The following is an 18,744-nucleotide window of genomic DNA, read 5'->3' on the forward strand; positions in this document are numbered from 1 at the left end:
GGCGCGCCATCGTCGTACAACGGACTGCGCCCTTGACCGAAGCGGGACCTAGATCAGTTCGACGTGCGTGTCGGCGGAGCGCGGGGCCTGGTGGTGGCGGTGGCGGTCGATCGTTCGGCGGAGAATCTCGATGACGGGTCCGTCGTCGTCCTCGAAGTAGAAATGGCCGCCGGCCACTTCGTGGCGCTCCAACGGACGCGCGGTGACGTCCTGCCAGCGCGCGGTGCCCTCATCGTCCACGTGCGAGTCATCGGCGCCGACGACGCTGATCACCGGCACGTCGAGCGGGCGTCCGTTCTGGAACTCGTAGGCGGCCACCATGTCGAAGTCGCGGCGGAGCGGTTCGAGCAGCAGAGCCGCAGCGGCGGAGCCGCTTTCGATCTCGGGCGGAATGCCGCCGAAGAAGCGGACCTCCTCCGCGAACGCGCTCGCCCCGAGCGTGGCGAGTCGCTTCACTCGTTCGGACGGCAGGAGTGGCGGGCCCGCGCAGCCCGATACGGTCAGGGCCGTCGGACCGCCGCGCAGTCGGCGCGCGGTCTCGAAGGCCACCAGCGCTCCCAGGCTGTGCCCGAAGAGGAAGTACGGTCCGGTGGCGTGCGCGGTGATCGCTTCGGCGGCGGCCTCGGCGAGTGCGGCGACGTCGTCGAGTCGGGATTCGGTGAAGCGGTGGCCCGTGCCCGGCGCGCAGACCGCGACGATGCGGGCCCGGTCTTCGAGACCGGGCTGCCAGTCCAGGAATCGGTCGGCCCGACCGCCAGCGTGCACGAAGGTGTAGAGGTTGGGGGCGGAACGGGGCGCGTCGTCGGCCTCGATGAACCATCCTCGGCGTCTCGGCGTCGGCATCAGATGCTGCTCCCTGTCGTCGGCGGGGTGGGGAAGGTGCGGTGCAGACGGCATCTGAGCCGTCGGCCCTTGGGTTCGGCGACGAGTGACACCGTGTGGCGGCCAGTGGCGAATCGGATGAAGCGCCACGGGCCGAGCAGTCGGCCGCCGGGCCGCAGGGGGTCGAGGGTGGTCGCTCGGACTCGGGCGGTGAGGCCTTCGCCGGTGGCCTTGGCGTAGGCCTCCTTCAGGGTCCACAGCGATGCACGAAGCGATGCTCGTGAAGCGGCGGGCGCCAGCGCGATGCGCGCTCGTTCCTCGGCGGTGAACGCGAAGGCGTCGACGTCCTCCCCGACCGCGTCGGCGGCCTCGACGTCGATGCCGCAGTCGGCGCCGTCGGCGATCGCGCACGCGACCGCGCCGTCGGTGTGGGACAGGTTGAAACGCAGTGTCGAGGCGGGGGCCGCTATCGCGGGCTTGCCGCCTCGGACGGCCGTGAACCGCCACTGCGCGGCGCTGACGCCTGCGGTCATCGCGCTCAGCGCGCACCGAAGGAGCGCGTGGGCGGTGAGGTACTGACTTCTGTTGTGCGGGTAGGCGAAGCGCTCCAGGCGCTCGCGCTCATCGTCGGCGAGTGCGCCGCGCAGCCGGGCCGCCTCCGGTCGGTGCTCCTCGATCGGGGGCACCACCCACACGTGGACCGTCACCGCAGGGCCCACAGGTGCTCCTGAGCGGCGGCGGGGTCACCGGGCCACAGGCGCAGCTCACCGGTGTCGGGGCGGAGCACGACCGCCGCGACCGTGCGCTCGCGGCGGATGTCGCCGTTGTCCGGCACGTTGATCGGGCGGGCCGACAGGAGCCGGCGGTGGCCCTCGACGTCGTCCGCGTCGGGGATGCCCGCGGCGTGGACGGCTTCGAGCCGCCGCTTCGACGAGTTCTTCGCGAAGACGTTGATCTCGTCGTGGACGGCGAGGTCGGGGTGCAGGAAGTGGTTGGTGTGGACGAGCTCGGGGCCTTCGAGGAGTCGGCGCTCCTCCCCCAGTGCCTCGACGCAGACGGCGCGGTCGGTGCCGCACACGGTGAACGAGCGCGAACTGGCGAGGTGCAGGCCGCCGAGGATCTCCACCGCGTGTTCGACGCTGTCGGCGTTGTCGAGCACGTGCCGGATCGCCAGGTACGGCGGCACCCCGGGGGTCCATGTCCCGCCGATGACGAGGTTGAGGCCGACGGCCACCCCGGCGTCGTTGACGCCGAGGTAGCCGAGGAGCCCGGCGAAGCTGAGCACCAGCGAGCGGTGGCGCGGGCCGGAGACGGCGAGGACGGCGATCTGGTCGTCGAGGTTCCCGTTCAGGTCGACGGTCTGTGCCAGGACGGGTCGGCCGCGCACGGAGGCGTAGGTGGTGCAGTCGCCGGCCGTGACGCGGCTGTAGCCGAGGATTTCGCGTCGCAGTTGGAGGAGCCATGCCTCGTCGTGGTCGGTGTCGGCGCCGGCCGCCAAGCCGTCGACCTCTTCGGCGATGTCCGGGAGGGCCTCGCCGACGGCGTCGCTGTGGGCGGCGATCGCGCGGCGCACCGAGCGGCGGTCCAGCGGCCGGTCGCTCAGGTGGTCGAGGCGGGCGAGCGAGTCGTCGAGGAACTCGTGGAGGCGGCCGGCGATGGCGCGCCCGTGCGCGAGGCCCCGCTCGCGGGGGCCTCCGGCGAGTTCGATGAGCGCCATGTCGTTCACAGCGACGGGTTGACGGCCTTGCCGCGGTCGCGGAGCTGTTCTTTCACCGACGGCCATTCGTTCGAGAGCACCGAGTAGTAGACGGCGTCGCGTCTGCGGCCTCCCGGCATGTAGTTGAAGCTGCGCAGGACGCCTTCCTCGCGGGCGCCGATCTTGCGCAGGCCGGCGCGGGCGCGCGCGTTGAGCACGTCGGTCTTGAATTCGACGCGCACCGCGCCCATGTCCTCGAAGGCGTGCTGGAGCAGCAGGTACTTGGCCCAGCGGTTGACGCCCCGGCCTTGGAAGTCGATGCCGAGCCAGGACCAGCCGATTTCGAGCCGCCGGTCGGCTTCGGCCATGTTGCCGTAGCTGGAGCTGCCGGCGGCCCGCTCGGTGGCCTTGTCGACGATGAGGAAGACGGCGCGCCGTCCGGCGGCCTGGTCGGCGATCATGGCGTCGAAGAACGCGTCGAAGTCGGCGTCGGTGTCGACGCGGCTGACGAAGTAGTCCCAGATGCCCTCGCCGAACGCGATCTTGCGCAGTGGTTCGCGGTCGGGTTCGGTCACCGGTCGCAACTGGACGTGCTCGTTCTCGAGGACGGCGGGGGCGGTCTGGTGCCATGCGGTGTCGGTCATCGATGTCATCCCTTCTGGTGGGCGCGGGGTCGGAGGGCGTCGACGACGTCGCCGAGGGTGCGCATGCGGGCGAGGTCGTCCTCGGTGAAGCTCTCGAGGCCGACGTCGGCGGCCTTGCAGAGCGAGGTGAGGAACAGGACCTTGTTGAGCGAGGTGAGTCCGTAGGTTTCGACGAGGTCCTCGCCGAGGTCGAGGGAGGCCGGGTCGGGTCGGTCGCGCAGGACCTGCGCGAGCTGCTGGCGGGCGAGGGTGTCGAGATCAGCGGGCATGGAGGCCTTCTTTCGGGTCGTCGATGCGGGATCGGTACCGCTCGTGGATTCGCTTGCGGATCGGTTTGAACTGGGAGGTGAGGAGGCCGTTGTCGATGGTGAACGGCTCGTCTGCGGTGATGACTCGGGCGATGCGCTCGTCGGGTTCGGAGTCGGCGTTCACCGCTTCGAGCGCCGCCGCGATCGCCTCGGCGTCGATCGGGCCGGCGTGCGGGGAGACGACGGCGACCAGCTCGGTCTGGCCGGGGCAGTAGAGGACGCACTCGGCGACGGCGCCGGTGTCGCGAAATCGGGTCTCGACGGGGCGGACGATGACCTTCTTGCCGTTGTCGAGGACGATGACGTCGTCGGCGCGGCCGTGGATGTACAGGAAGCCGTCGTCGTCGAGGTGGCCGAGGTCGCCGGTGCGGACCACGCCGCCGGGTTTGAACATCCGTTCGCTCTCGCCTGGCGGGGCGTAGGTGTAGGCGGTGTTGACGGGATGGTCGCTGCGGACGCAGACCACGCCGTCGTCGTCGATGAGGATCTCCTTGCCGGGGAGGGCCTTGCCGACGCTGCCTTCGCGGTGGGCGCCGGGGTGGTTCTTGGTGGCGATGCAGGTCTCGTTGAGGCCGTAGCCTTCGAAGATGGGCAGGCCGGTCTCGGTGAAGAACCGCAGCATGGCCTGGTCGGCGGGGGCCGATCCCGTCCACAGGTAGCGGATGCGGGTGCCGAACAGCTCGGCGGCGGCCTTGGCCGCGTCGACGCCGTCGGCGAGCCGTCCTTCGATGTGCCGCTTGGCGGTGTCGAAGAACGCGGGCACGCCCATGACGACGGTCGGCTGCACGGCGGGCATCACGGCGAACACCGACTGGTAGGTGGTGACGGTGATGTCGTGGCCCCAGTGCAGCGCCGAGTAGAGCCAGTAGCGCTGCTGGAGCAGCGACAGTGGCAGGAACACGAGGATGTCGTCGCCGGGGCCGTGGTCGAACATGCCTTGGACGTCGCGTAGCGAGGAGTCGATGCTGGCGGCGGTGGCTTCGAGTCCCTTCGGGACGCCCGTGGATCCGGAGGTGAATTTGACGGTGGTGCACTCGTCCGGCTCCCATCGGGCCGCTCGGGACTCCGGTGGCGCTTCGTCGGCGTGATCGGCGACGTCGGCGATGGCCCGCACGGTGGGCGGCGCGTGGTCGGGGATCGGCGCGTCGGTGTACAGCAGGTCGAGGTCGTAGCGGTCGACCAGCTCGGCGTCCGGAGCGAACTTGCCGGGCTCGAAGCCGGCGGTCTGGGCCTTGATCATGAGCGCGGCGAGATCGAGCAGGACCCATTCGAGGCGGTTGGCGGCGAGGACGCCGATGCGGTCGCCTTCGCGGATCCCCTCCCTCCGCAGGGCCGCGGCGACGGCGCGGGCGCGGTCGTGCAGTTCGGCCAGGGGCATGCGACGGCGGTGGCCGAGCCCGGCGACGGTGAGGGCGCCGCCGTGGGCGGGCCGGTCGGCGACGATGCGGTTGACGATCGATGCGGTCATTGCTGCTCCCGTTCTTTCGCGGTGGCGATGTGACCGGCCATGGCGCGCACGGTGTTCAGAGCGAAGATCGCGTCGAGCGGCAGCCCGATCCCGTATTCGGCGCGGACGGCGGTGAGGATGCGCGCCGCGGTGAGCGAGTCCCCGCCGAGAGCGGCGAAGTCGGACTCGGGGTCGAGCTCGGCGACGCGCAGGGCGCTCGACCACAGTTCGGCGATCCGGGCCTCGATGGCCGGGTCGGCGGCGGGTTGCCGGAGCGTGTCGCCCTGGTCATCGATCTGGGCGGCGGCGAGCGCGGCCCGGTCGATCTTGCGGTTGCGGTTCAGCGGCAGCGCGGTGTGCCACACGATCGCGGCGGGGACCATGTAGTCCGGCAGTTCGGCGCGGAGTGCCTCGCGGATCTCGGCGAGCGGGGGCCGATCGCCGGAGGCGGGGACGAGGTGGGCGACGAGCACCGCGCCGGAGGCGGCCTTGTGGGCCGCGACGGCGGCCTGGGAGACGGCGTCGAGGGCGGCCAGTCGGGTCTCGACCTCGCCGGCCTCGATGCGGTGGCCGTTGACCTTGATCTGGAAGTCGGTGCGGCCGAGGATGTCGATCGTCCCGTCGGGCCGGTAGCGTCCGAGGTCGCCGGTGCGGTACAGCCGCTCCCCGCCTGCCGGGTCGTCGAAGTAGCGTTCGGCGGTCAGCTCGGGCGAGTCCCAGTAGCCGGGGGTGACTCCCGCGCCGGCGGCGAGGATCTCGCCGGGGACCCAGTCGGGGCAGTCGTGGCCGTCGGCGTCGCGGATGTGGGCGCGGTTGTTCGCGTTGGGGCGGCCGTACGGGATCGGCGTGTCGGCGGGATGGTCGGGCGGTATCGGATGCCAGATGTTCCAGATGGTCGTCTCGGTGGGGCCGCCGAGCGAGACGACACGCAGCTCGGGTCGCTCGCGGTAGAGCCGAGCGGGCAGGTCGGGCGGGATGCGGTCGCCGCTCATCATGACCAGCCGCAGCGACGGCGGCAGCGCCTCGTCGTGGTCGGCGAGCATCCGCACGATCGCGGGGACCGAGTTCCACACGGTCGCGCCCGCCGCCTCGGCGAGTCCGTGCCAGTGCGCGGCGTCCGCGGCCCGGTCGGGGTCGGGCATGACCAGCGCGGCCCCGGCGCTCAGGGCGCCGAAGACGTCCCACACCGACAGGTCGAAGTTGAAGGCGCTGATGGCGAAGAAGCGGTCGTCGGGGCCGATCGCGAACCGCTCGGCGCAGTCGTCGACGACGTTGGTGACGTTCCGGTGCGTCACCATGACGCCCTTTGGTTCGCCGGTGGTGCCGGAGGTGTAGAGGACGTAGGCGAGGTCCCTCGGGTCGGCTGCGGGGATCTGGGGCGGAGCGGCCGCTCGCGGCGCCTCGCGCAGGTCGAGCGCCGCCAGGCCGGTCTCGCCTGCCACGTTGGTGAGGACGTGCGCGACGCGACCGTCGCGCAGCAGCCGGTCGCGGCGTGCGGCGGGCAGGTCGGCGTCGACGGGGACGTAGGCGGCCCCCGCGAGCAGCGTGCCGAGGATGCCCGCGATCTGCTCCGGCCCGCGCCGCATCACCAGTCCGACGAGGTCGCCGCGCCCGGCGCCGCGTTCGCGGAGCCAGGCCGCGGCGCCGGATGACCGTGCCAGCAGCTCGCCGTAGGTGATCCGCTCACTGGCGGTGATGATCGCCGCCGCGTCGGGGCGCTGTGCGGCGTGCCGCAGGAAGGCGTCGGTGAGCATGGCCGGCTCGAAGGCGCGGGCGGTGTCGTTCGCGATCGCGCGGGCGTCGCGCTGCGAGGCGGGCAGGAGGTCGAACCGCTTCGCGTCCCAGGCGGTCTGGTCGCAGAGCCGGTGCAGGAGCGCATCGAAGCCGGAGACGAGGGCGTCGAGCAGGCCGGGTGGGTACAGCGCCTCGACCGCGTCGAGGCGGACGACGAGTTCGCCGTGCTGTTGGAGGACGAACACGTCGAGGTGCACCTGCGGGGTCTGCGAGACGGTGAAGACCTCGGGCCCGAACGCTTCCAGGGCAGAGCCGTCGACGCCGCCGATCGCATCCAGTGTGGAGTTGAAGGTGTAGGGCATGGCGGCGGACCGCGCGTCCGAACGGCAGCGAGCCAGCTCGCGCATGACGTCGATGCCGGAGTAGTGGCGGTGGTCGAGGTCGGCGCGCAGTCGCTCTTGGAGGGACCGGGCGCGTTCGGCGAACGTCTGTTTCCGGTCGATGTTGACGGCGAGGAGCAGCGGGTCGGAGAACTGGCCGATGGCGGTGAACGCGCCCGGGTGGATCGGCCGGCGCTGGGAGACGGTGGTGTTGAGCGTGAACTCGTTCCCGGCTCCCCACTGCGACAGGGTCTCTGCCCAGGCGGCGAGCAGCGCGGCCGACGGTGTCAGGCCCGCGGCCTTGATCTGGCGTTGCAGGCGTGTCCATTCGTCGGTGTCGAGGCGCACTCGCCGCTGGACGACGCGCGTGGCGCCGATGGCGGACGGGTCGGCGGCGAGCGGCAGCCGGGGTGCGGGCGGAAGCTCGTCGAGGCGCGAGTGCCAGTAGTCGCGGGAGCGTTCGTGGACGGGAGTGCCGGCGAGCGCGTCCAGGGCTTCCACGTGGGTGCGGAAGTCCATGCGGGGCACCTCGACGTCGTCGCCGGACTCGTAGCGGCGGTGCCACTCGCCGAAGAGGAGGAACATGCTGATGCCGTCGACGGCCATGCCGTCGTGGTTGACGCACAGCACCATCCGATCGTCGGCGAGCACGCAGACCTCGGCGTCGATCAGTGGGCCGGTGGCGGGGAGCTTGAGATGGGAACGGCGTTCGCGGACGGCGCGGCGCCGCCGTTCCCGCTGGTAGGGGTCGAGTCCACGCAGGTCGGTGACGGCGAATCCGGGGAGGGCGCCGGTCGCGGCCTGCCGTTCCTCGTCGATGACGGCCAGTCGCAGCGCGGAGTGGGCGCGGGCGACGTCCTCCAGTGCCCGGCGCAGGCGGTCGACGTCCCAGGCGCCTTCGATCTCGTGGTAGACCTGGTTGGCCACGTCGCCGATGTCGACCAGGCCGGACCTGCCGAGCAGGTAGGCGCGCTGCAGGGGCGTCAGGCCAAAGGCGTCCTCGAGCGCGGCCAGGTGCTCGACCAGCTCGGCCTTGGCGGCCTTGAGCCGGGCGATGAGCTCGGGGGTCATGGCCTCCTTGGGGCCCTCGAGCTTGAGGTTGCCGTCGACGGCGGAGATCGCCAGGCCCGCCTGGTGGAGGTCGGCGAGGACGGCGGCGGGGGTGTCGGTCATCGTTCCTCCCGTCCGAGGGCGGCGAGCAGATCGGGGTCGGCCAGATCATCCAGTGTGGATGCCAGCGTGCTCAGGGGCGCGTCGCCGAGGAAGGCCTCGAGCGGCACGTCCGCCTTGAGTTCGTTGAGGGCGTGGTACTGGAGTGTGGTCGCGGCCAGCGAGTTGGCTCCGAGTTCGGGAAGCGGCAGGTCTTCGAAGTCCGCTTCGAGGCTCAGCAGGACGGCGACCTTGGCACGCAGCCATGCGAGCGCCGCCGGTGGCGCCGCGGCGGTGAAGAAGCGGGTGCCGGCCAGCGTGGAGCGGGCGCCGGGCGGGACGAGTTCCACCGTGTCGGGCCAGGCGTCGACCGCGGGGAGGCCGAGCGAGGCGGTGAGTCGCTGCGAGAACCGCGGCATCAGGGGCGCGGCGGCGGTCGCGAGCAGTCGGGCCGCGGCCAGTTCGAGGGCGGTCGCGGTGCGCCCCTCGGACTCCCACCGGCCGATGCCGTGCAGTCGGGACTGCCGGCGGGAGAACTCGGTGGCGTCGTCGACGATGGCGTCGAGGACGGCCGCGGCCCGGCGCAGCGAGAAGCCTTCGGCGCCGAGGGCGGCGGTGGCCTGATCGAGGTGCTGCGAGAGCCGCGCGAGGAAGGCCGTGTGCTCGGTCGTCCAGGTGCCGGCGTCGGGGATGCGTCCGTCGAAGTCACGGCGGACGCGCTCGCCGAGGTCGGCCAGCCAGACCTGCCACCGGCCGATGAGCGTGTCGGCGATGGCGCGGTCGTATTCGGCACGGCGGAAGTCGGTGCGTTCGTGCTCGGGCCGGGTGCGGCACAGGTAGTAGCGGACGGCGTCCACGGTCTCGGGGGTGAGGATCTCCTTGCCCCAGATGGCGTGGCGGCGGCTGGTGGAGAACTTGGCGCCTTCGAGGAGGTAGAACTCGTTGACGTGGTAGTCGATGTCGGGGTTCCACTCGGGGAAGGCGAGCCGGTACAGGACCGGGTAGAGGATCGAGTGGTAGAAGCTGTTGTCGTAGCCGAAGAAGTGGACGATCTTCCAGTCGGACGACGGCGTCTCGCGGGACCACCGCTCCCCCAGCTCGCCGCCGAGGCGCTCGATGCCGTGGAGGAAGCCGTAACTCATCTCGGGCCACACCCAGATCACCTGGGAGTCGAGCTCGTCCTCGGCCGGTCGCACGCCCCAGTCCGAGCGATGGGAGACGGGCAGTTCGAGGCTCTCGCGGGAGAAGACGCGGTGGGCGAGTTCGCGCAGGCGGGCCGGGACGCGCCCGAGCAGATGGTGGTCGGCGACCGCGTCGGCGAATTCGTGGAGCGGCAGGGTCCAGCGGTCGACGTCGGCGGTCCGCGGGGTGGTCTCGCTGTGGTGCGAGCGCGGCTCGCCGAGGTCGGCGACGAGGTTGGGTTCGCCGCATTCCTCGCAGATGTTGCCGCCGGTGGGGCCGGAGCATCCGGGGCAGATGCCGGAGACGTCGACCTCGTACAGGTACTTGCCGCTCTCGGCGTCGAGGAGGGCCCCGGTCGCCTTCGGGCGGACGCGGCCGGAGTCGACCAGGCGGGTGAAGAACCGTTGGAGCCCTTCGGCGTAGCCCTCGTCGACGCTGGTGGTGTAGTACTGATCGACGTCGATGTCCATCGCCGCCAGGGTGGCGGCGATCTCGGCGGAGTAGTGGCGGGCCGCCTCGGCGGGGGTGACGCCGTCGCGCGCCGCGGCGGCCTCGACATAGCTCTGGAAGTCGTCGCTGCCGGTGAGGTGCCAGGCGCGGTTGCCGCAGAGCCGCTGGAAGCGCACGTAGGCGTCGGCGCCGAGGTAGGGGCCGGAGAGGTGTCCGAGGTGGAGGTCGCCGTTGGGAGTGGGCGGCGTGGAGAACACGAACTGGGGGCGGCCGGTGGCCTGGGGCCGGAACCGTGAGGTGGCCGAGGCCCGCGCGCGGGCGGCGTCGCGCCAATACTGGGTGAAGAAGACGAGGTCGCTCTCGCCGGTGTTGGTGATGACGTGCGATTCGAAGGGCTCGAACAGCACCACGGTGCCGGCCCGGGCCGGGTGGACGGCGCCGTCGATGCGGAGCTCGCCCTCGCCGGCGACGATGACGAAGAACTCGGTCTCGTCGTGCTGGTGGCTGGTGGAGCTCGCGCCCGGCGCGACACGGCCCCAGCCGGCGCCGACGCCGAGCCCCTCTACTGAGGACATGTCGATGCCGAAGGCCTCGGTGAGTTCGGATTCGCGGTAGTGGTTCAGGATCATGACTGCCTCCGTCGTTAGCGGTTCAGAGCCCGGGAGGGCGTGGGTGCGAGTGCGTCTACGGTCTCGGCGGCGATGGCGGGGGCGAGCCGGTAGCCGGAGCCGCCCGCCGCCCCGGCGAAGACCAGGCCGGGACGCAGCTCGGTGATCACGGGTTCGCGGACCGGACTGTAGGCGTCGCAGAAGACGCGGCCGGAGCGGCACAGCGGCGCCAGCTCAGGCGCGTAGCGCTCGAGGACGGCCCGGGCGTCGGCGAGGTCCGCCTGGGCGAGTCCGCGCTCGACCGTGTCGGGGTCGACGTCCCAGTCGTCGCAGGTGTAGCTGAACAGGAAGTGCCCGCGGTGGTGCAGCGGCAGTACGAAGGCGTCCTCGTCGTCGAACACTGCCAGCGTGTCCCCGGGAGCGGGGTCGACGTCGATGTGGGCAGCGACGATCTTCTTGACGCGCAGGCCCAGCGGCGCGAGGAGCCCGGCCCAGGCGGGGTGCGCGATCCACGGGCCGGGTGCGAGCACGACGCGGCGGGCGCGGAGTCGCTCGCCGTGGCCGAGGCTCAGCAGCCAGCCGTCGCCGGCGTCGAGGGCGGTGACTTCGACGCCCTCCCAGACGGTCGCGCGCGGTCGCAGTTCGGTGAGGATCGCTCGGGCGACGCCTTCGACGTCGGCGTAGTGGCACCCGTGGAGGCTCCATTCGCGGGCTCCGGACAGCGTTTCGGTCTCGCGGGCGGTCTCGGGTCCCAGCCGGAGGTAGTTCTCGCGCACCGCGTCGGCGCGGTCGGCCGAGGCGAGGACGGTCGCGCCGGTCGGGTGCAGCGGCAGGTCGAGTTCGGCGGCGAGGCGCTGCCAGTAGCGGTGGCTGTACTCGGTCATGGACCTGACGCGCTCGCTCGCGCCGCGCGGGAAGTGCACGCCCGCGGAGCGGGCGGTGGCGCCCTGGCCGAGCAGCCCGCGTTCGAGAACGGCGATGCCTGCGTCGGGGAAGGCGGCGGCGGCCTCGTAGGCGGTGACGGCGCCGATGACGCCGCCGCCGATGACCGCGATGTCTACACCGTCCATTGCGTGTCCTTGGCGTTCTTGACGGACCATTCGATGAACGACAGCGCAGGGTCGGCGGCGGGGCGGCCGCGGAGGCGGTCGGCGATGCGCCTCGCCCGCCAGGCGTTGAGGCTCAGGTTGACGTCCGGGAGTCCGCGCTGGCCGCGCACGGCGTTCTGCATGAAGATGTTCCGGTCGGGCGGACCGTCCCAGCTGGCCGCGAAGTCCTCGTTCACGCGGAACTCGCCGTTCTCGGTCTCGATGCGGCCGAGCAGGGGCTCCAGGAACGTCTTCGGGGCGGGCCGGAACCCGGTGGCCCAGACGACGGCGTCGACGGCGAGGCACTGGGGCTGGTCGGGCTCGTCGTTGTGGCGCAGCGTCAGCTCCCAGGCTCCGTCGGCGGCGCGGTCGGCGGCGGTGACGGTCCGGTTGGGCAGCAGCCCGAAGCGGCGCTCGTCGCGGTCGATGAACTGGAGGCGGTACAGCTCCTGGTAGATCGCCCGGAGTGTGGACTCGGAGATGCCGTCGGAGGCCAGCAGGTGAGCCGAGATGAGCTCGGACCGCTTGGTCTCGGGCAGCCGGAAGAAGTAGTCGGAGTAGTCCGGCATGAAGAAGTCGTTGGTGAAGGTCGAGTCGTCGATCGGGAAGTAGTTGCGGCGCCTGGAGATCCAGACGACGCGTTCGGGGCGTTCCGAGTCGGGCCGCGAGAGGAGGTCGAGGAACGCCTCGGCGCCGGACTGGCCGCCGCCGACGACGGCGACGCGCTTGCCGCTCAGGCCCTTCGACCTGCTCAGGTGCTCGCTGACGTGGAACTGGGTCGCGCCCTGGTGGGGCCTGGCGAAGTCCGGGACCCACGGGACGGTGCCGACGCCGACGGCGATGTTGTCGGCGGTGATGCGCCTGCGGTCGGTGGTGACGTGGAAGACCCCGTCGAAGTCGACGCTCTCGACCGACTCGCAGTAGGCGATGTTCTCGTTGCTCCGCGCCGCCCAGGCCAGGTAGTTGCGGAACTCGGTGCGCGGCACCTCGGCGAACTGGGCGTTGAGGAAGTGGTACGTCCGCCCGTGCTCGTGCAGGTACGACAGGAACGAGAAGCGGTTGGTCGGGTCGGACAGGCTCACCAGGTCCTTGAAGATCGAGACCTGGAGGGTCGCTCCGGTGATGAGCTGGTCGTCGTGCCAGGTGAAGTCGGCCTTGCGGTCGAAGAACAGGTTCGGCTGCTCGGGGTCGCCGTGCAGCAGGGCGGCCAGGCTGAGGTTGGCCGGGCCGGCGCCGATGCCGGCGAGCCGGAGGTGAGGCGTCGGATCATCGGACGTCATCCTTTGCGGAGATGCAGGTCCCACGTCGAGTCCTTCCTGTGGGGGTACGGGCTTGCGCCCGGATGGTGGTGTTGCGGTGGGTCAGGCGTTGCCGGGCGGTTCGGGTCGGGGGACGCAGGTCCATGCGATGGCGGCCGCCGCGAGGGAGGCGGTGGCGATCGCCGGCCACACCAGTGATCCGATGTGGAGATAGAGCCAGCCGCCGATCAGGGGACCGACGGCGATGCCGAGGCTGAACATGAAGTGGAAGCTGCCGAGGTAGTGGGCCTTGAGCCGGGCCGGGCCGGCCTTGGCGGGGTGGGCGAAGAACGCCGGCCCGGAGATGATCTCGCCGAGCGACCAGACGAGGGTGCCGGCGATCAAGGCGGCGGGTCCGATGGGGAGCGCGTAGAAGGCCACGCCGGCGCCGACGAGGGCGAAGCCGGCGGCGAGCACGGTGCGCGCGGCGAGGCGCTGGGTGACCTTCGTGATGGCCAGCTCGAAGGCGATGACGATCGCGCCGTTGACCGAGACGGCGAGGGTGTACCAGAACAGTGCGATGCCCACGTCCTCCACTTGGAGCGGCAATGTCGTCACGTACTGGACGAACACGGCCGAGTGCAGGAAGGTCGCGAACAGGTAGAGGGTGAACCGCCGGTCGGCGAGCACGGCCGCGTAGCCGCCGCGAGCTCGCACGGCGGCCCGGTCGGGCTCCTCGGGGACGACCGGCAGCGCGCTCTTGGCGGGGAGCGTGGCGTAGGCTAGCGCGGCGTAGGCCGCGGCGATGGCGGCCTCGCCCCAGAAGACGTAGACGAAACTCTCGCCGCCCAAGTGGTACAGCCCGTAGCCGACCAGCGGGGCGCCGGTCGCGCCGAGGTTGAGTCCCAGGCGGTACATCGCGAAGATCATCGTCTGGCGCTCGGAGTCGATCAGTGACGACAGGAGCGTCGAGGAGGCCGGCCGGAACAGCTGGGTGCAGGCGCTGGCCGCGGCCACGAACGCGAGCAGCAGCAGGTAGTCGGGGACGTAGAGCAGCGAGGCGGTCAGGACCGCGGTGGCGGCCATGCTGATCACGGTGGCGGCCCGCGGGCCGAGCCGCTCGGTGGCGGTCCCGCCGGCGAGCGCGCCGGCCACGGCGCCGCCGCCGTAGCAGCCGACGGCGATGACCGCCTGTTCGGCGGAGAAGCCCTCGTGGGTGAGGTAGAGGACGATGAAGATCTGGAGGAAGCCCGCGAGGCGGTTGACGGTGACGCCGGCGAGGATGACCTTGGCGGCTGCGGGGCTGTCGCGGAAGGTCTCCCAGACGCGTGGGGCGGCCGGTGCGGGGGCGGTGGCGGTCACGGAGCGCTCCTAGGACACGACGATGTCGATGGCGGACCGGACGCGGGCTTCGAGCTCGTCGAGCCGTTCGGTGTCCGGCGCGTCGATGAAGAAGGTGACGGCGCGGTCGTCCGAGGAGCGCAGCGGCTCGAGCGGTGCGCCTTTTTCCTTGTGCACGAACACGGATCGAAGGCTCGGGGCGTCTTCGGGTCCTCCGGGTTCGATGCGGGGCCACAGGTCGGTCTCGCCGATCCATGACGCCGTGACGCCGGGCCAGTCGAGCCTGACGTCCTCGAGGACGCCGAGGGGGTGCTCGAGGTAGACCTGGCGAGCCGCCCGGCGGGGCCGGGGGTAGTCGGCGGGTTCGCCGAGAGCGATGCGGATGATCTGGTCTTCGAGGGGGAGCCCGGTGGCGAGTTCGTAGAGCGGGAGCAGGCCGTCGCCGGGGGTGCGGGCGGCGATCTCCATCAGGCGCGGCGTCCCGGTCCGGTCGAGCCGCCATTCGGAGTGGGTGATGCCGTCCTCGAAGCCGAGCCGATCGAGCACTTCGGCGTTGGCGTCGAGGAGGGCGCCGTTCGCGGGGTCGGCGCCGCCGACGGTGTGGGACAGCTCCACGAAGGTGCGGCTGTGGGTGTCGGTGGTGGTTTTGGCGGTGACCGAAGCGAAGACGCGCCGCCCGTCCTGGCTGAGCGTCTCGACCGAGTATTCGGGGCCGGTGATCTTCTGCTCGATGAGGAGGGTCTCGTGGTCGGGGTAGGTGGACAGTTCGCGGGCGAGGTCGGCGGGGCCGTCGGCGGACACGACGCCGGAGGAGGAATGGCGGGTGGCCGGCTTGAGCACCGCGGGGTAGTCGATGGCCGCGGGGTCGAGTCCGTCCCGTTCGGAGGGCGGGACGATGAGTGAGGCGGGGCTGTGCCGGTGGAGGTAGCAGCGCTGGAGGTATTTGCTGCGGCACACCCGGCTGGCGCGCAGGCCGGGGAAGGACAGGCCGAGGGCGTCGGCGACGATGCCCGTCGGTTCGACTAGGGTCTCGCCGACCGCGTAGACGCCCTCGATGCGGTAGCGGGCTCGCCAGGCCGTGACCGCGGCGACGACGCCGGGATTGAAGGAGGCCTCCTTGTCGAGCGAGCCGGTCACGTACGCGACGTCGTCGATGAGCGAGGCGGGGCCGCCGTCCTGGGCGCGGACGGCCTCGGCGCGGTCGCGGAAGCCTTCGGGCGTGACGACGAGGATCTTCAGCCCCCGGTCGGCGAGTTCGGTGAGGTAGCGGGGGCTGCGGCAGATCACCCAGAACGCTCCGGTGAGGATGAAGGCCCGGGGTCGGTCGTCGGTGCGAGTCATCGCTGTCCTTCCTGGTCGGTCGAGTGGTAGGTCCAGAGCAGGCCTTCGGCGGCCAGACGGTCGAGCCAGCGGCGGGCCGTTTCGGCGTCTGCCGCGGCACGGTGGAGTCCGGGCGCGGCGGACCCGTCGAGGAGGCGTTCGAGGCCGCAGGCCAGTGAGGTCGAGACGCAGCGGGCCATGGCGGTGTCGGCGTCGTCGCCGGTGACGTCGAGCGCGTAGCGGCCCTGCCAGCGTTCACCGTCGCGCTCGGCCTCCAGGGAGACGGCGAGGACGACGCGGTCGCGATCGGCGTCGGTGGTCGGATACCGGTGTGCCAGTTCGTCGGCGAGCGCGGCGAGCCGGTCGCGGTCGCCGGAGTCGACGACGTCGAACACGTCCTTCCACGCCCGCTTCCACCCTTGGGGCCGGAGCGTGCCGCGCACGAACGACTCGGCGGCCCAGGCGGCCGGGAAGCCGTACTGGGCGATGAATCCGGTGCTGTCGCGGTTGGGGTAGACCTCGAAGACCTCGCCGTGGAGCGCGTAGTCCTCGCAGTCCTCCCAGGGGCGCCGCGTCTCGCGGACCGCGCCGTCCCGGACGTACCGGGCGGGGCTGGCGAGCGCGGTGAGCACTCCCAGTGGCGCCCAGCTGAACTGGTATCGGAACTCCCCCGGCTCGGCCGGGATGCCGCCGCAGTGCGAGGCGAGGGAAACGCGGACGGCGGCCTCGCCGAAGCGCTCGCGGGCCCGGTCGACCAGCAGGTGGGCCATGAGGTGGTCGATGCCCGGATCGAGGCCGGCTTCGGTGAGGACGGCCAGGCGCCGATGCCCCGCCTCGCCGGCGAGCGACGCGATCTCGGGCGAGGTGTAACTGGTGCAGGCGAAGTGGGCTCCGGCGTCGATCGCGGTGCGCAGCAGCCGGGGATGGTGTGCGGCCGGGAGCATGGAGACGAGGACGTCGCCCGGTCGCACCGCCTCGGCCGGGTCGTCGATGTCGAGGCCGCGCACGGCCACCGGCGCGTCGACGCCGAGCGCGTCGAGCCGGGCCCGGGCGCGGTCGCGGGTGCGGCCCCACAGGACGACGTCGGCGGCGCGGCCGAGGACGGTGAGTCCGGTGCGGCCGGTGGACAGCCCGGTGCCGATCCAGTGGACGGTCCCGGTCGGTTCGGTGATGCGGTCAGACATGGTCGAGCTCCTCGTCTCGCAAGGCGGTGCGGAAGGCGCGGCGGCTGCGTTCCCAGGCTTCGCCGTCGGGCAGCAGCGGCAGGTGCGGCGCGAGCTGGGCGGAGAAGTCGTCGCTGGATTCGCGCGGCAGCAGCGACGGGAGGTTGTCGATCGCGATCACCGCGAGTCCCTCGGCGGCGGCGCGGGCGGGGGCGTCCCAGGTGGTGAGGCGGTCGTAGACCGGCAGGAGGTGGTACGGGGAGCCGACGTCGCAGGTGACGTCGACGATCAGCGACAGGCGCCGGCCCGTCCGCAGGTGCTCGGGCCCGAGGAGGATCTCGGCGGGCTCGCTCACGCCCACGGCGTTGACGAGGATGTCGTGGGCGAGGATCGCCTCGCGGTCGAGCCTGGCGGTCTCGGCGAGGTCCCACCGCGTCGGAGTGATGCCGACGCGTTCGAGTGCGCGGCGGGCGCCGCGCCCGCAGCGTCCGAGCGCGCCGACGACGAGGACGCGGGGCCGGCGCGCGGGCGGGCGGAGGGCCGCGTCGAACTCGTCCTTGGACGCCGGGGCGAGCGGTCCGCCGAGCTCGCCGTTCCAGTGCCTGATCGCCAGGGCCGCACCGATGTAGCCGGCCCAGTGTCCGAACGCGGCGAGGCGCCGGCCTTGGCTGTCGGCGAGGTGTTCGAGGTCGAGGATCTCGCCGCCTCCGGCGGCGAACCGGGCGAGCAGCGCGTCGGCGCCGTCCTGTCCCTTGTAGGCGTGTGCGAAGTACAGGTGGCGGCCGGTGATCGGGCCGTCCCCTTCGGGCAGTGCCTTGAGGCCGAGGATGAAGGCGTCGCCGGGGGCCTCGGGCCACGAGCCCGCCGCGGCGACGCGGGCGCCCGCGCGGAGGTACTCCTCCAGCGGGTGGCAGCGCACCGGGGACTCCTCGACGGTCACGGTCGCGCCCTGTTCGATGAGCGCCGCCGCTCCGGCGGGGGCGAGCGGAGTGCGGCACTCGCCCGGGTGGGTCTCGGCGCGGAGCCACAGGTGGAGTCCGGTCATGACGCGCTCGCCTCGAACATGGGGATGCGGGCGTTCGGGGACGGCAGGTAGCGGTGCCGTTCGGGCAGGTCGCGCGGGGTCCATCCGGCTGCCTCGAGCTCGGCGACGACCGCGGCTGCGATGTCGACGGCGACGGCGCGCCCGGGGCATCCGTGCCGGCCGGAGCCGAAGGTGAACGAGACGGGGTGCGGGCGGGCGGGGTCGAAGTCGCCGGGCTCGGGGTTGACCGCCGGGTCGCGGTTGGCCGCGGCGAGGAGCAGCAGGACGGGCTGTCCTGCTTCGACGGTCTGCCCGGCGTGGGTCCACGGTTCGTGGGCGAAGCGGCGCGTGTTCTGGATCGGGGCGTCGTGGCGCGCGATCTCTTCGCTGAAGGCCCGCAGGTCCTCGCCGCGTTCGTGGCGGGCGAGCCCGAGGAGGGTGTTGCCGACGAGGCCGGCGGTCGCGTCGTACGTCTGGGACAGCAGTCCGACGGTGTTGGCGAGGGCGGGGGCCGTGGGGACGTGGTGGGCCGCGGCGGTCTCCAGCAGTCGGGCGGCGAGGCCGTCGCGTTCGGCGGCGCGGGCGAGCAGGGGCTGGAGTTCGGCGGCGGCTTCGGCTGCGGCGGCGTGGTCGTCGGGGGCGGCGGAGGCCGGAATGCAGCGGACGAAGGCGGCGGTCAGTTCGACCGCTCGGCGCAGGTCCGGTTCGGGGACGCCGCAGAGGGAGGCGACGGTGGCGACCGGGACGCCGAAGGCGAGTTCGCGGTAGTCGATGCCGCTCTCGAGCGCCTGGCGCGCGCAGCGGCGGGCGGTCTCGGCGATCGTTTGGGGGGCGGTCTTGGACAGCGCCGTGGTGACGGCGGTTTTGAGTTCGGCGGCGGCCTCGTCGTCCCGCATGCGGACCAGCTGCCCGAAGACCTCGCCGGCCGGGGTGTCCGCGATGGGGGCGGGCACCTCGTCACCGCTCGGGCGCACCCGCAGTTCGGCGGCGTTGAAGGCGGTCGCGACCGCTTCGGCGTCGGCGGCGACCCAGGCGCCGATCTCCGCGTCGAACGCGAAGGGGCGCTCGGCGGTGAGCCGGGCGTAGTACGCGTACGGGTCGTCGGCTTGGATCGCGCTGAGCGGTGTGGTCATGGGGCCTCCCGGTCGGT

General features: G+C 72.1%; 15 protein-coding genes. All 15 read right to left on the reverse strand.

The genetic code is table 11. The annotated features are described in order from the left end of the window. Positions 1-48 precede the first annotated feature (48 nt). Positions 49-843 (reverse strand): thioesterase II family protein, encoded by a 795-nt coding sequence (locus ACYVK3_RS11930; RefSeq protein WP_460497537.1) that lies wholly within the window; start codon positions 841-843, stop codon positions 49-51. Further along, complete coding sequence (locus tag ACYVK3_RS11935) at positions 843-1,541, reverse strand: 4'-phosphopantetheinyl transferase family protein (RefSeq protein ID WP_460497538.1); 699 nt, start codon at positions 1,539-1,541, stop codon at positions 843-845. The genes ACYVK3_RS11930 and ACYVK3_RS11935 overlap by 1 nt, the downstream gene beginning before the upstream one ends. After that, complete coding sequence (locus tag ACYVK3_RS11940) at positions 1,526-2,539, reverse strand: C45 family autoproteolytic acyltransferase/hydolase (RefSeq protein WP_460497582.1); 1,014 nt, start codon at positions 2,537-2,539, stop codon at positions 1,526-1,528. Before ACYVK3_RS11940 ends, ACYVK3_RS11935 begins: the two co-directional genes overlap by 16 nt. 5 nt (positions 2,540-2,544) lie before the next feature. Next, a complete protein-coding gene (locus ACYVK3_RS11945) occupies positions 2,545-3,162 on the reverse strand; it encodes a GNAT family N-acetyltransferase (RefSeq protein ID WP_460497539.1) in 618 nt (205 codons plus the stop codon). Between the two features lie 5 nt (positions 3,163-3,167). Next, positions 3,168-3,431: an acyl carrier protein gene (locus tag ACYVK3_RS11950; RefSeq protein ID WP_460497540.1), complete on the reverse strand. Its 264-nt coding sequence runs from the start codon at positions 3,429-3,431 to the stop codon at positions 3,168-3,170. Continuing rightward, entirely contained in the window at positions 3,421-4,938 is a 1,518-nt protein-coding gene (locus tag ACYVK3_RS11955) for an AMP-binding protein (RefSeq protein ID WP_460497541.1), read from the reverse strand. The genes ACYVK3_RS11950 and ACYVK3_RS11955 overlap by 11 nt, the downstream gene beginning before the upstream one ends. Further along, positions 4,935-8,204 carry a non-ribosomal peptide synthetase gene (locus ACYVK3_RS11960; protein WP_460497542.1) on the reverse strand — a complete coding sequence of 1,090 codons (3,270 nt, stop codon included), beginning with the start codon at positions 8,202-8,204 and terminating at the stop codon, positions 4,935-4,937. The genes ACYVK3_RS11955 and ACYVK3_RS11960 overlap by 4 nt, the downstream gene beginning before the upstream one ends. Then, positions 8,201-10,441: a class I tRNA ligase family protein gene (locus tag ACYVK3_RS11965; protein WP_460497543.1), complete on the reverse strand. Its 2,241-nt coding sequence runs from the start codon at positions 10,439-10,441 to the stop codon at positions 8,201-8,203. The genes ACYVK3_RS11960 and ACYVK3_RS11965 overlap by 4 nt, the downstream gene beginning before the upstream one ends. Before the next feature lie 14 nt (positions 10,442-10,455). Beyond that, complete coding sequence (locus ACYVK3_RS11970; protein ID WP_460497544.1) at positions 10,456-11,520, reverse strand: NAD(P)/FAD-dependent oxidoreductase; 1,065 nt, start codon at positions 11,518-11,520, stop codon at positions 10,456-10,458. Next, positions 11,478-12,788 (reverse strand): lysine N(6)-hydroxylase/L-ornithine N(5)-oxygenase family protein, encoded by a 1,311-nt coding sequence (locus ACYVK3_RS11975; protein ID WP_460497545.1) that lies wholly within the window; start codon positions 12,786-12,788, stop codon positions 11,478-11,480. Before ACYVK3_RS11975 ends, ACYVK3_RS11970 begins: the two co-directional genes overlap by 43 nt. 81 nt (positions 12,789-12,869) lie before the next feature. Further along, a complete protein-coding gene (locus tag ACYVK3_RS11980; RefSeq protein WP_460497546.1) occupies positions 12,870-14,108 on the reverse strand; it encodes an MFS transporter in 1,239 nt (412 codons plus the stop codon). Between the two features lie 9 nt (positions 14,109-14,117). Further along, positions 14,118-15,428 (reverse strand): ATP-grasp domain-containing protein, encoded by a 1,311-nt coding sequence (locus ACYVK3_RS11985; protein ID WP_460497547.1) that lies wholly within the window; start codon positions 15,426-15,428, stop codon positions 14,118-14,120. After that, the gene (locus ACYVK3_RS11990) at positions 15,425-16,591 is read right to left on the reverse strand and encodes a saccharopine dehydrogenase family protein (protein WP_460497548.1); all 1,167 of its coding nucleotides are present in this window, start codon (positions 16,589-16,591) and stop codon (positions 15,425-15,427) included. The genes ACYVK3_RS11985 and ACYVK3_RS11990 overlap by 4 nt, the downstream gene beginning before the upstream one ends. Then, positions 16,584-17,615 (reverse strand): Rossmann-fold NAD(P)-binding domain-containing protein, encoded by a 1,032-nt coding sequence (locus ACYVK3_RS11995; RefSeq protein WP_460497549.1) that lies wholly within the window; start codon positions 17,613-17,615, stop codon positions 16,584-16,586. The genes ACYVK3_RS11990 and ACYVK3_RS11995 overlap by 8 nt, the downstream gene beginning before the upstream one ends. Beyond that, complete coding sequence (locus ACYVK3_RS12000) at positions 17,612-18,727, reverse strand: cytochrome P450 family protein (protein WP_460497550.1); 1,116 nt, start codon at positions 18,725-18,727, stop codon at positions 17,612-17,614. Before ACYVK3_RS12000 ends, ACYVK3_RS11995 begins: the two co-directional genes overlap by 4 nt. Positions 18,728-18,744 lie beyond the last annotated feature (17 nt).

It is taken from the genome of Glycomyces tarimensis, from assembly GCF_054776215.1.